The sequence below is a fragment of the Chryseomicrobium excrementi genome (assembly GCF_002798305.1).
In the GTDB taxonomy this organism is placed as follows: Bacteria; Bacillota; Bacilli; order Bacillales_A; family Planococcaceae; genus Chryseomicrobium; species Chryseomicrobium excrementi.
This window is the reverse complement of the sequence record NZ_PCGR01000001.1, coordinates 115,929-128,193: the sequence shown is the minus strand read 5'-3', so window position 1 is coordinate 128,193 and position 12,265 is coordinate 115,929. Positions and strand designations below refer to the sequence as shown.

The 12,265-nt window shown below is 45.6% G+C and carries 16 protein-coding genes and 1 other annotated feature; of the genes, 4 read left to right on the top strand and 12 right to left on the bottom strand.

What is annotated here, in order from left to right; all coding sequences use genetic code 11:
* Positions 1–12: 12 nt before the first annotated feature.
* Positions 13–564, bottom strand: coding sequence for a CvpA family protein (locus CQS04_RS00675; RefSeq protein ID WP_100352304.1), 552 nt, complete (start codon positions 562–564; stop codon positions 13–15).
* The gene (gene zapA / locus CQS04_RS00670) at positions 557–829 is read right to left on the bottom strand and encodes a cell division protein ZapA (RefSeq protein ID WP_100352303.1); all 273 of its coding nucleotides are present in this window, start codon (positions 827–829) and stop codon (positions 557–559) included. Before zapA ends, CQS04_RS00675 begins: the two co-directional genes overlap by 8 nt.
* Before the next feature lie 78 nt (positions 830–907).
* Between zapA and rnhC the strand changes: the two genes are divergently transcribed.
* Positions 908–1,822 carry a ribonuclease HIII gene (gene rnhC, locus CQS04_RS00665; RefSeq protein WP_100352302.1) on the top strand — a complete coding sequence of 305 codons (915 nt, stop codon included), beginning with the start codon at positions 908–910 and terminating at the stop codon, positions 1,820–1,822.
* A 225-nt stretch (positions 1,823–2,047) separates the two neighbouring features.
* Here rnhC and pheT read toward each other — a convergent pair whose 3' ends face one another.
* The 3 genes from pheT to CQS04_RS00650 form a co-directional block, all read right to left on the bottom strand.
* The gene (gene pheT / locus CQS04_RS00660) at positions 2,048–4,456 is read right to left on the bottom strand and encodes a phenylalanine--tRNA ligase subunit beta (protein WP_100352301.1); all 2,409 of its coding nucleotides are present in this window, start codon (positions 4,454–4,456) and stop codon (positions 2,048–2,050) included.
* 12 nt (positions 4,457–4,468) lie between these two features.
* Positions 4,469–5,506, bottom strand: coding sequence for a phenylalanine--tRNA ligase subunit alpha (gene pheS / locus CQS04_RS00655; protein ID WP_100352300.1), 1,038 nt, complete (start codon positions 5,504–5,506; stop codon positions 4,469–4,471).
* A gap of 43 nt (positions 5,507–5,549) precedes the next feature.
* Positions 5,550–5,773 (bottom strand) — a binding site (T-box leader).
* 37 nt (positions 5,774–5,810) lie between these two features.
* Positions 5,811–6,575 (bottom strand): TrmH family RNA methyltransferase, encoded by a 765-nt coding sequence (locus CQS04_RS00650; RefSeq protein ID WP_100352299.1) that lies wholly within the window; start codon positions 6,573–6,575, stop codon positions 5,811–5,813.
* A 93-nt stretch (positions 6,576–6,668) separates the two neighbouring features.
* On the opposite strand from CQS04_RS00650, the gene sspI reads away from it, so the two are divergent.
* Complete coding sequence (gene sspI / locus CQS04_RS00645; protein WP_100352298.1) at positions 6,669–6,878, top strand: small acid-soluble spore protein SspI; 210 nt, start codon at positions 6,669–6,671, stop codon at positions 6,876–6,878.
* Between the two features lie 225 nt (positions 6,879–7,103).
* On the opposite strand, the gene argF is transcribed toward sspI, so the two are convergent.
* From argF to CQS04_RS00630, 3 genes are all read right to left on the bottom strand, one after another.
* Positions 7,104–8,066, bottom strand: coding sequence for an ornithine carbamoyltransferase (argF, locus tag CQS04_RS00640; RefSeq protein WP_100352297.1), 963 nt, complete (start codon positions 8,064–8,066; stop codon positions 7,104–7,106).
* Positions 8,067–8,218: 152 nt separating this feature from the next.
* Positions 8,219–9,307, bottom strand: coding sequence for a M42 family metallopeptidase (locus tag CQS04_RS00635; protein WP_100352296.1), 1,089 nt, complete (start codon positions 9,305–9,307; stop codon positions 8,219–8,221).
* Between the two features lie 66 nt (positions 9,308–9,373).
* Positions 9,374–9,862: a dUTP diphosphatase gene (locus CQS04_RS00630; RefSeq protein WP_100352295.1), complete on the bottom strand. Its 489-nt coding sequence runs from the start codon at positions 9,860–9,862 to the stop codon at positions 9,374–9,376.
* 90 nt (positions 9,863–9,952) lie between these two features.
* Between CQS04_RS00630 and CQS04_RS00625 the strand changes: the two genes are divergently transcribed.
* A complete protein-coding gene (locus CQS04_RS00625) occupies positions 9,953–10,342 on the top strand; it encodes a sigma-w pathway protein ysdB (RefSeq protein WP_100352294.1) in 390 nt (129 codons plus the stop codon).
* Positions 10,343–10,355: 13 nt separating this feature from the next.
* Here the strand turns inward: CQS04_RS00625 and CQS04_RS00620 are convergent, their stop codons facing one another.
* Positions 10,356–10,616, bottom strand: a complete 261-nt coding sequence (locus CQS04_RS00620; RefSeq protein ID WP_094944138.1) for a DUF1294 domain-containing protein — start codon at positions 10,614–10,616, stop codon at positions 10,356–10,358.
* A 67-nt stretch (positions 10,617–10,683) separates the two neighbouring features.
* On the opposite strand from CQS04_RS00620, the gene CQS04_RS00615 reads away from it, so the two are divergent.
* A complete protein-coding gene (locus CQS04_RS00615) occupies positions 10,684–10,938 on the top strand; it encodes a hypothetical protein (RefSeq protein WP_165775421.1) in 255 nt (84 codons plus the stop codon).
* Between the two features lie 175 nt (positions 10,939–11,113).
* Here the strand turns inward: CQS04_RS00615 and rplT are convergent, their stop codons facing one another.
* From rplT to infC, 3 genes are read right to left on the bottom strand one after another with little or no spacing between them, the layout of a single operon-like run.
* The gene (rplT, locus tag CQS04_RS00610) at positions 11,114–11,473 is read right to left on the bottom strand and encodes a 50S ribosomal protein L20 (protein WP_100352292.1); all 360 of its coding nucleotides are present in this window, start codon (positions 11,471–11,473) and stop codon (positions 11,114–11,116) included.
* Positions 11,474–11,509: 36 nt separating this feature from the next.
* On the bottom strand, positions 11,510–11,710 hold the full coding sequence (gene rpmI, locus CQS04_RS00605; RefSeq protein ID WP_094944135.1) for a 50S ribosomal protein L35: 201 nt from the start codon (positions 11,708–11,710) through the stop codon (positions 11,510–11,512).
* 31 nt (positions 11,711–11,741) lie between these two features.
* Positions 11,742–12,245 carry a translation initiation factor IF-3 gene (gene infC / locus CQS04_RS00600; RefSeq protein ID WP_106408211.1) on the bottom strand — a complete coding sequence of 168 codons (504 nt, stop codon included), beginning with the start codon at positions 12,243–12,245 and terminating at the stop codon, positions 11,742–11,744.
* Positions 12,246–12,265 lie beyond the last annotated feature (20 nt).

Below are 12,265 nucleotides of genomic sequence, written 5' to 3'. Positions count from 1 at the left end.
GTTTTGCGTTCGTTATGAGGCACGGCTGTCCTGGTAGATATACCACCAGTTTTTGACCGCTTCAGATAAGAATGGGGTGTTCTCTAAAATAAAGTGAGCGATGCCCGAGCCACCGATTGCCGTCTGTAAAAAGTCGACTGGTAAAAGAGCGAGTACGTATAGGAAGACAAATAATAAGAAATAAATTTCAATGAATCCGAGAACCGCACCTAAAATACTGCTCACTTGTCCAAGAACTGGTAAGAACTTTAAGAAGTCGAACATAGACGCAACAATTTGCAAGGCAAACTTCACAATGAAGAACAACAATGCAAATGCGATGATTCGGTAAAACGTTTGATCAAGATCTAGTGCTTCCACTGCAAACGACAATTGAGAATTTGTCGTGATTGCTGGGAATGGAATCCACAGTACAAATTTTTCTGCAAGAGATTTGTAATACTTAAAGGCAACAATCAAAGCGACAATGAATCCAACCATATGAATCAGTTGTACGATCAGTCCACGCTTTGCTCCTACAATGATGCCTCCGATAAGAATAATCAGTAATAAAATATCAACCATTTAGACCGCCCTTTATCTGTTTCAATTCCTGTTCTAGTTGTTCGAGTTGTTCTTTTACTTTTAAGTAGTCGTGCATCGTGTTTACGGCAGTCAGGACAGCAAGCTTGGCAGTGTCAAGGCTTGGATTGGTACGTTGAATCTCTCTCATCTTATCATCTACCATAGTTGCGACGAGGCGCATATGTCCAGCCGATTCATATCCTGCCATTTTGTATGTATTGCCGTAAATATCCACGGCTACCCGTGTAATTGTTTGATCTGACAAAGACAAGACCTCCTCAGAAAATCCTAGTTTCTATGATACCATGAAGTAAAGTGAGTTGGAAAGAAAGGAACCCATGTTATGTCAAACATTGTCATTCAACTTGAAAACGAAGCGTTTTCTAGACTAAAAACCTCATATTCTTCTTATGAAATCCCAGCAAAAGCTCCTGGAATGGTGTTCGCCGCAGCACTATCCGACACCCGAATCAGTGCCTACCGATCTGGAAAAGTCATGTTCCAAGGGAGCGGTGCCGTTCGAGAAGCAGAAAAGTGGCAGGCTTCAGCAAGTGGGGATGCTCCGAAAAAATCGGCTCCCCTTCCAGCTGGATTCGACCGTCTATCCGTCATCGGTTCTGATGAAACCGGAACTGGAGACTTTTTCGGTCCAATTACAGTAGCCGCCTGCTTCATCCCTGCCGATAAAATCGATTTGGCCATCGAACTCGGCTGTAAGGACTCTAAACAATTGAACGATACGTTCATCCGCAAGGTTGCGCCGGACATTCAAGCTGCATTTCTACACAGCATCTTGGTACTCCCGATGAATAAGTACAACGACGCTACCGATAAAAAATGGTCCCAAGGGAAAATCAAAGCTCTCCTGCACAACCAGGCTCTGAAACATGTGTTGCGAAAGCTTGGTGATACAAAGCCCGATGCTATTTTGATTGATCAGTTTGCGGAAAAGTCCGTATACTACCGTCACCTTGCGAAACAGCCTGAGATCGTTGAAGAAGATGTCTACTTTGCGACGAAAGCAGAAGGCCTTCATGTGGCGGTTGCAGCTGCTTCCATTCTCGCTCGCAATGCGTTTCTAGAAGAAATGGATAAGCTATCTGAACAGGCTGGTGTGACTATCCCAAAAGGGGCTGGCGCCAAAGTCGATGAAGTAGCTGCGCGCATTATCCGAAAACGAGGAGCAGAGTATCTGCGGACGATCACGAAAGCCCATTTTGCGAATACTCAGAAGGCGTTGAAGTTGTCTGGGCAATAGGAATTTGGTGTATTGCTGGGTAAATGGCACAAAGCGGGTTGCAAAGGGCACAAAGCGAGTTGCTAAGGGCACAAAACTAGAATTAGCGACACAAACGGGCGTCTTAAAGACCCGAAGCTAACCTTTAGTGCCCTTGCTTCCCTCTTTAACGACCTTGATCCACCAGTTAAAGCCCTCCCATGCAAAAAAGACCTAGAGGACACAAATCCTCTAGGTCTTTTCCAATTATCCGCGCAGTTCCGCCCCTGCTTGTTCAGCAAGCGCTGCTACTACTTTTTCATGTGCTGCCACGACTTCTTCGTCAGTCAGTGTACGCTCTGGATCTTGATACGTAATCGAGAACGCAACCGATTTTTTATCTGCAGCCATCTTATCTCCTTGATACAGGTCAAACAGACGAATCGCTGTAACTAGCTTGCCACCTGAAGCTCGGATTACCGACTCCAAAGTTTCTGCTGGCGTTTCGCGGTCCACAACAAGTGCGATATCACGAGTGATTGCCGGGAAACGAGATACGGCAGTGTAACTGATAGTTGGAAGCACTTCTGTAATCAGTGCTTGCATATTCAGTTCAAACACATACGTTTCTTTCAAATCAAGACGCTTCTGTTCAGTAGGATGCAATTGACCGATAAAGCCTACCACAATCTCGCCAAACAAAATATCTGCAGTGCGTCCTGGGTGCAAGCCGTCCCGTTTCGCTTGACGGTACGAAAGTGTTGCTCCAAGCTTCGCTGCTAGGGCTTCCACAATGCCTTTGACTACGAAGAAATCGACCGGTTTCTTCTCGCCTTGCCATGCATTGTCTACCCATAGACCCGTAACGACACCAGCCACATGCTCGATTTCAACCGGCAGTTCGTCCATGCCTTGATCCAAGAACACAGAACCCACTTCGTAAAGAGCGACACTTTCTACACGGCGCGCAACATTATAGCTTGCAGCTTCTACTAAGTGAGGAATTAAACTCTGGCGAAGTGTGCTGCGTTCTTCTGACATCGGCATCAAGAGTTTTGTTACCGGTGCTTCGTGAAGTGCAAATCGTTGTGCTTGTTCCGAAGAAGTCAACGAATACGTTACCGCCTGATAGAGTCCTGCTCCTTCAAGAGTTTGACGCACTAAACGACGTTTTGCTTGATACGGAGTTAACCCTCCTGCTTGATGAGCGCCTTCTGGCAAGGTCATCGGGATACGGTCATAGCCATACATACGTGCAATTTCTTCTACGATGTCTTCTGGAATGACGATGTCTTGACGACGCGTCGGTGCATCGATATAGAACAAACCATTCGCTACTTCGAACGGGAACTGTAATCGCGTCAAGATATGTTGCATCTCATCAAATGAAATTTTCATCCCGAGACGTTCGTTGATAAAGTCAGGTGATACGACTACCTTCTTAGGTGTCTTATCGAGTTCATCAACTACTACACTTCCAGCTAAAACCGTGCCTCCTGCAAGTTCTGCTAGTAGCTGAGCCGCACGTTCGGCAGCAGCTTCCACACGATTTGGATCGACGCCTTTTTCAAAGCGAGCTGACGCATCCGAGCGAAGCCCTAGACGCTTCGACGTCTGACGGATGAAGCTACCTGTGAAATATGCAGACTCAAGTACAACAGTCGTAGTACCATCATGGACCTCACTGTTAGCGCCACCCATAACACCGGCAACTGCTACTGGTTCTTGACCGTTAGTGATTACAAGATCAGTAGCCTCTAACTTCCGTTCTTGGTCATCAAGCGTTGTGATGACTTCGCCTTCAGTTGCCATACGAACAACGATTTCTTTTGTTGCGAGACGGTCATAGTCGAACGCATGAAGCGGTTGACCGTATTCCATTAACACATAGTTCGTGACGTCGACGACATTATTATGAGGACGTACACCTACAGCCATCAAACGGTTTTGCAACCATTGTGGGGATGGACCTACTTTGATATCTTTAATCACTTTTGCGATATAAAGTGGATTTGCATCCAGCGCATCCACACGAAGTGTTAACGCGTCTTGTGCCGTTTCTGTTGCCGAAGCATAAGTGATTTCAGGAAGTTTCACTGACTGTTGTAAAATAGCAGCCACTTCATACGCGACTCCTAGCATGCTCATCGCGTCCGCTCGATTCGGCGTCAAGCCTAGTTCAAGGACCGTATCATGTAGCGATAAATATTCTAGTGCATCCTGTCCAACTGGCGCATCTGCTGGCAATACAAAGATACCGTCTGCGAACGCTTTTGGAACGACTTTCCCTTCGATTCCAAGCTCTTGTAGAGAGCAGATCATGCCGTTTGATTCTTGACCGCGAAGTTTCGCTTTCTTGATTTTGAAACCTCCAGGTAAGCGAGCGCCAGGAACTGCAACGATGACGTTTTGACCTGCATCGACGTTCGGAGCGCCACATACGATTTGAGATAATTCGCCTGTTCCCACATCCACTTGGCAAATGTTTAATTTATCCGCTTCTGGGTGCTTCTCTTTAGAAACAACGTGTCCAATCACAACATTCTTCATATCTTGTGAACGCACTTCGATGGCATCTACTTCGATTCCTGAGCGCGTAATTTTTTCTGCGAGTTCTGCAGGCTGTTGATCCGTCAGATCCACGTAGTCTGCTAACCAATTGAGTGATACTAACATATTGTCTCCTCCTTACCCTTCACTGCGTTCAAATTGCTTGATGAACCGCATATCGTTTGTATAGAAATGGCGAATGTCCTCTACCCCATATTTCAGCATCGCAATCCGCTCTGCTCCGATACCGAAAGCAAAACCAGATACTTTTTCTGGGTCGTATCCTGCCATGCGCAGAACATCTGGGTGCACCATTCCAGCACCTAAAATCTCGATCCAGCCAGTTCCTTTACATACGGAACAGCCACTGCCGCCACATTTAAAGCACGATATGTCCATCTCAACAGAAGGCTCTGTGAACGGGAAGAAACTTGGACGCAGACGAATTTCACGGTCTTGACCGAACATCTTTTTCCCGAGTAGGTCAAGCGTTCCTTTCAAGTCGGTCATGCGAATGTTTTCACCAATCACAAGTCCTTCAATCTGCATGAACTGGTGCGAATGTGTCGCGTCATCGTTGTCACGACGGAACACTTTACCAGGACAGATGATGCGAATCGGTTCACCTTGCTTCTGCTCCATCGTGCGTGCTTGAACAGGTGACGTGTGCGTACGTAACAATAGCTCTTCCGAGATATAGAACGAGTCTTGCATATCGCGAGCTGGGTGACCCTTCGGAAGGTTGAGCGCTTCAAAGTTGTAATAGTCTTTCTCGACTTCTGGCCCTTCTGCAATCTCATAGCCCATGCCGATGAACAAGTCTTCGATTTCCTCGATGACTTTTGTTAACGGATGGTGATTTCCGATTTGGACTGTGCGTCCTGGCAACGTGACATCGATCGTCTCATTTGCAAGCTGTGCATCAATCGCCGCTTGCTCGAGTTCCACAGAACGCGCGTCTAATACAGCTGTAACTTCTTGGCGCATCTCATTGACGAGTGCTCCCATCTTCGGACGCTCTTCAGCTGGAAGTTTCCCCATGCCTTTTAGCAGGTCCGTGATCGGTCCTTTTTTCCCAAGATACGCGACGCGTACGTCCTGTAATTCTTTGACTGATTGCGCATCTGTGATCTTTTGAATAACTTCTTGTTTCAATGCAGCAAGTTGTGCTTCCATCAGTTTGTTCCTCCTTTTTTGACAAACAAAAAACCCGCCCCAAAAAAGGGACGAGTTATCATCGCGGTACCACCCTAGTTATCATGCTCAAAGCATCATCACTCAAACGAATAACGGCTCGGAACCGGCCACCTTTACATTTCTGGTCTAAGTGGCAGCTACCTGGGGTGAACTTCTAAGAAGTGAATGGGAAGTGGTTGCAGTCTCGCCACGTTCTCCCTGAAACCATTCAGCTCTTCTTATACTTTTCCCGGTCATTGCTGTTGTATTTTCATTTCAATTATACGAGTGCCCTAGTTGAAATTCAAGCTTTTTCAGCGAAGTGATACAGGACGATGGCCGTAGCGATGGCCACATTGAGCGACTCTGCTTTTCCGTAAATCGGAATCGACACGCGCTGGTCAACTTGTTGAAGTAGGTTCGGCTGCACACCACTTCCCTCGTTCCCCATGATGAAGGCCATTTTTGAAGTGATAGCGACTTCTTTATAGTTGCTCGCATTTTCAAGGGCCGTTCCCATTATCGAGAAGCCCTCGTCCGCAAGTGAAGGAATCCATTCCTCGAGATCCGCTTTGATCACCGGCAAATGGAACGTCGAGCCTTGAGCTGAACGAAGTGTCTTCGGGTTATATGCGTCTGCGCTACCTTTCCCTAAGATCACAGCATCCACTCCAGCAGCATCTGCCGTGCGAATCATCGTCCCGACATTCCCTGGGTCTTGAACGGAATCAATGAGGAGGATTCGGCTCCATTCACCCGGCGCAACTTTCCAGCTCGGTTGGCTGCAATGTGCGAATATTCCTTGTGTGTGCTCTGTGTCGGCTAGTTCGTTCACCACTTCAGTGCTGATCTCAATCACTTCAACATCGTCTGTGTCCCACTTGTGCTCAAGCGATGCATGGTCTCCTAAAAGGATATGTTTTACCATCCCCGGAACTTTCAAAGCTTCCTCCACTAAATGATAGCCTTCAACTACAAACTCTTTCGATTTTTCACGATCTTTGCGAGTCGTAATCAGTTTTTTCCAATGCTTCACGAGAGCATTGCCAGTCGATTCAATACGTTTCATACGATACCTCTTTTTTTCTTTTTAGTGTACCATAGGTTGCTGCATAATTTGGATTGTCAGAAAACATACTAGGGAGGAAACGGAGGGATCAACATGTCATTTCAAATTCGCCAATCCATCAGTTCGAGTGTAGCCGGTTCTAGTTCTGAAGACTTGTACGCTATGGTCGAGGACGCTATCAAAAAAGGCGACGAGCATTTCTTGCCAGGTCTCGGTGTGTTTTTTGAAAAATGGTGGCAACAAGCTGAACCACATCTCAAACAAGATGCCGTCAAACTGCTCGAGAAAACTTTTCGTAATTAGAGAGTAATGATGCTCCCAGGGAAAATTTCATTATATGGAGTTAACTTCTTATCGAAACTCTAGATGATGCAGGTTCAGGAGCTAAATCGGCTCCCAGGGAGCATAAAAAAGAGCATGAAAAAATGGCCCAGCGTCTCCCGGGCCATTTCACTATGTAGCTCAGCTTGCCCTCTGGCAAGTGCTGAACAAAATCTTTCCGTAGCGGACGCCTGCCGCTGCAGAAAGTTATAACAAAGAAGCAAGTACTGCTTTTTGTGCATGCAAGCGATTTTCCGCCTGCTGGAATACATACGAGTTTGGCCCATCAATTACACTAGCCGTGACTTCTTCTTCACGGTGAGCTGGCAGGCAGTGTAAGAACATATAATCCGCTTTCGCATGAGCAACGAGTGCATCATTTACTTGAAACGACTGGAACGCCTCCAAGCGAGCCTGCGCTTCTTCTTCTTGTCCCATCGAAGTCCATACATCTGTATAAATACAATCGGCTCCTTCTACCGCTTCGACCGGATCTGTCGTGATGAGGAGTGAACCGCCGTTTGTAATTGCAAGCTTCGAGATCTTTTCCGCGATCCACTCGACCGGCTCATATCCAACAGGCGTCGCAATAGCAATATGCATTCCGAGATGCGCTGCAGCGATAGCCAACGAGTGCGCTACATTATTGCCGTCTCCGATATACGTCAGTTTCTTTCCGGCGAGTTCTCCCTGAACCTCTTGAAGTGTCAGCATATCCGCTAGTGCTTGGCATGGATGGAACAAATCAGTTAAACCGTTAATGACAGGAATCTGAGCATGTTCTGCAAGCTCTTCCACCATCTGGTGTGAGTTCGCGCGAATCATAATTCCGTCTAGATAACCTGACAAGACGTGCGCTGTATCGTAAACTGACTCCCCGCGACCAATCTGCAAATCACGAGAATGCATAAACATACCGTAACCTCCAAGTTGCTGCATTCCTACTTCGAATGAGATACGAGTACGGGTCGAATGCTTTTCAAAAATCATCCCCAGTGTTTTTCCTGCAAGAAGTGGTGGACACTTCCCTTCCTTTGTTAAAAACTTCAGATTTTTCGCAAGCTCCAGCAATTCTTTTACTTCTTCTGTTGAATAATCAAATAACGTCAGCAGATCTTTCCCTTTCAAACTTTCCACTGGCTTGATGTTGACCCATTCTAACAACTTCATTCTCATCACGACCCCTTAATGTATATTCATGTAATTATTATTATAAATATACAAAATGATGAATGTCAATGCAAAATAATAAAATAACCCCTGGGGTTGTCTCTCAATCGAGTCTTCTCGATCATCTCAACAACCCCAGGGGTTCCGTACTATTAGTTATATTTAAGTTCTGCTACTGTATCTGCATCTAACTTTTTGATGACTTCTACAATAAGTTTTACAGCATTTTCATAATCATCACGGTGCAAGATTCCTGCATGCGAGTGAATATAACGAGTCGCAACACCAATCGCTACAGCTGGTACACCGTTCATCGTCAAGTGGATAGCACCTGCATCTGTCCCACCACCAGCGATCGTCTCGAACTGGTACGGAATACCCGTTTCGTCTGCAGTGTCGACCACTAGATCACGAAGACCTTTGTGGGAGACCATAGAAGCGTCGAACAACACGATTTGTGGACCTTCACCCATCTTCGAAGTCGATTCTTTTGGAGTCACTCCCGGTGTGTCGCCTGCGATACCGACATCAACAGCGAACGCGATATCTGGTTGTACTTTCATAGCAGCCGTCTTCGCACCACGGAGGCCGACCTCTTCTTGAACTGTTCCGACACCATACACAGTGTTTGGATGTTCTTCGCCTTGAAGGCCTTTAAGAACGTCGATTGCAATCGCACAGCCGATACGGTTATCCCAAGCCTTAGCAAGTAGAAGTTTTTCATTGTTCATGACATGGAACTCGAAGTAAGGAACGATCATATCTCCCGGTAATACGCCCCACTCCATCGCTTCTTCTTTCGAAGAGGCACCGATATCAACGAACATGTCTTTGATGTCGACTGGTTTTTTGCGAGCTTCTGGAGATAGGATGTGCGGCGGTTTTGAACCGATGACACCTGTGATGTCTCCTTTTTTACGAGTCACAATCGTCACGCGCTGAGCAAGCATGACTTGGTTCCACCAGCCACCAACCGGTTGGAAGAAGATAAAACCTTTATCATCGATACGAGAAACCATGAATCCAACTTCGTCCAAGTGTCCGGCAACCATGATCTTTGGTCCGTCTTGAGAACCTGATTTTTTAGCAATCAAGCTGCCCAAGTTGTCATATGAAATTTCATCTGCAAACGGAGTTATGTACTTCTCCATCACGTCACGAGCTTCGCGTTCATTCCCGGGAATCCCGCGTGCATCGGTTAGATCTTTTAACATTGTCAATGTTTCATCTAGCTTCGTCATTATTTCGACCTCCTAAACAATCTATTCCCATTATACGAAAAGACTGAATAGAATGTAAACAGTAAGTTAGTAACCTGTCTGTTGACGCGTATAATTAATTTCGTTTTTGGCGTGGTATGCGTTCACTACATCCTCTGTAGTAAAGCCAAGGAGTCTCGCGATCTCCGCATACGATTCCCAAATTGCTTTATAATTCGAGTAGTCCGAGTGATGTTGGAATTTCAAAATGTGTTCGTACGTTTGAAGAAACGCGCTATTTAAATTTTCTGTTCGGCCACCTACTGGCCACGTGGTAAGCTGCGAATCAAGACCTTTCTCGATTCCAATGGACAGTAAGAAGTGGATCGAGTCTACATATTCTTCGACGATGGTCGCTTTATCGGATGGTCCTTTGTCGCTCCAGAACTTAAAGCTGCGTGTCTCGTTGGCCAGCTCGCCAAGTTCCACTAGTAAAGCAATGACTTTTCGGTCAAAGACATCTTCTTGGATTCCCCGTTTTTCTTCTATATAACGGTCTAACTGACGCTGCATCTCGACTAATTTTTGAAGTTCCATTTTTTTCTCACCTTTTTTCAATTAGTTTGAAACCAAATGATTTTTGTTCCGTATAAAGTAGTAAGTGGTTCTGTATAAGGGAGTGGTGTCATGATTTTCCGAATGATTTTAATAATTTTATTGGCCTATGCCTTGTATAAACTGATGCGCTATTTACTAGATCCTAAGCGGAAGCTAGACGAAGCCATCGAAAAAGAAGCGTACTATTTCTACGATGACAGCAAAAATGCACGCAAAAACTTTCTCATCTCCTACCAAGGCGCTGTCTTTGAGGGAGAAAAGTATTTAGGCACTACGAAAGATGCGTTTGATGTCGTCTCCATCTTTGTTTGGGCCCATGACATCCACAAGCTTCAAGGTATGACGCGTGACGATTTTGAGTTTCTTGAAAAAGAAATCCGACTCAGCTACCCTCACGCCACAATCAGCTGGAAGAGCCCTATCGAGCAACTATTGAAGGGCCACAAAGAGTCCGTATAAGCGGGCTCTTTTTTTAATTGGACAAATAGACGAGCAGAAATAAATCTAAAAGTGCAAGCACAAGAAACCCAATTCGGAACTGCGTGTGCTTCGTCTTATGACGAAACGCCTGCATGCCCGCGTAAGCTCCTGGTCCCCCACCTAGTAACGCTAGCAACCACAATGTATTTTCGGGGACGCGTTGTCCGCCTTTTCTAGCTTGATTCTTGTCATACCGCATCGTGAAGAACGCGATAGCAGACATGACGACTACAATGATCCAAAGATAGTCCATGATTTCCCTCCTTCTTTCCTTTCTTAGTGTAGCAGAGAGAGAGGTGTCGTTGGTAGGTCTAGTTGGTGTGGATTGGTGGAGTTGGCGCGATTCGGCTCAAAGTTGGCACAATCCCTATGCGATGAAGAAGAAACGACCTTTGATGCACAACAAATCCCCACTCTATGCCGATGAAACGAACCCTGATGCTCATGAAACTCCCCCTATGAAGAACAAATCCCCTCCCATGCAGATGAAACCACGGACGATGCAGAACAAATCCCCCTCCCATGCAGATGAACCACCGCTCACCCACAAGAAACGCTTTCCACATCATATCTAATCGAGTTACAGGCGTTAGAAATACATTCACAAATCGTTCGCACCCGCAAAGGCAAAATACGCCTTCACGGGCACGCCCAATTTCCAAAGCATTTCTGACCAAACGCCTTCCACATCTAAATCAACACAAAAAAGCCCTCCTCCCAAATGGGGAGAAGGACTCTCAAAAGACAATCTTATTTGTCCATTGCTTTTTTAGCAGCATCAGCTAACTGAGTGAATGCAGCAGCATCCGTTACAGCTAGGTCAGCTAACATTTTACGGTTAACTTCGATACCAGCTAATTTAAGACCGAACATTAAACGGCTGTAAGAAAGACCGTTCAAACGTGCTGCCGCGTTGATACGTGTGATCCATAGTTTACGGAAATCACGTTTCTTTTGACGACGGTCACGGTATGCGTACATACCAGACTTCATAACTGCTTGGTTAGCAACTTTATAAAGTGTGTGTTTTGAACCGAAGTATCCTTTAGCTAATTTAATGACTTTTTTACGACGCTGACGCGTTACTGTTCCACCTTTTACACGTGGCATATTAAACAACCTCCTGCTATTTCATTTATAGTCGAATTACTTCATGTACGTTAATAGTGTGCGGATGCGCTTGTAGTCGCCAGAAGAAACTACTTTAAGCTTGCGAAGTTTACGTTTCGCTTTTGTAGATTTGTTTCCAAATAAGTGGCTACCATATGCACGGTCGTGCTTAAGTTTCCCAGTACCCGTCTTTTTGAAGCGCTTAGCTGCTCCACGGTGAGTTTTCATTTTCGGCATGTCGAATTCCTCCTAAACAATTTCTAAATGCTTATTTCTCGTTCTTTGGCGCTAAAACCAAGAACATGCTGCGTCCATCCATCTTTGGCTTCTGCTCTACAGTAGAAACCTCAGCACATGCTTCCGCAAAACGATCAAGGACACGTTGTCCAATTTCTTTATGCGTGATGGCACGGCCTTTAAAACGGATCGATGCTTTCACTTTGTCCCCTTTTTCAAGGAACTTAATGGCATTACGAAGTTTCGTTTGGAAATCATGTTCGTCAATCGATGGGCTCAAGCGAACCTCTTTCATGACGACAACTTTTTGATTTTTACGAATCTCGCGATCTTTTTTCTGTTGTTCGAATTTGAATTTACCATAATCCATAATACGAGCAACAGGTGGCTTGGCTTGAGGGGCCACAAGGACAAGGTCTAAGTTAACGCGAGCAGCGATCTCGAGCGCTTCGTTACGTGATTTAAGTCCAAGCTGATCACCATTTTGGTCAATTACACGTAATTCTCTTGCACGGATGCCTTCGTTTACATACATGTCTTTGCTAATAATAATCC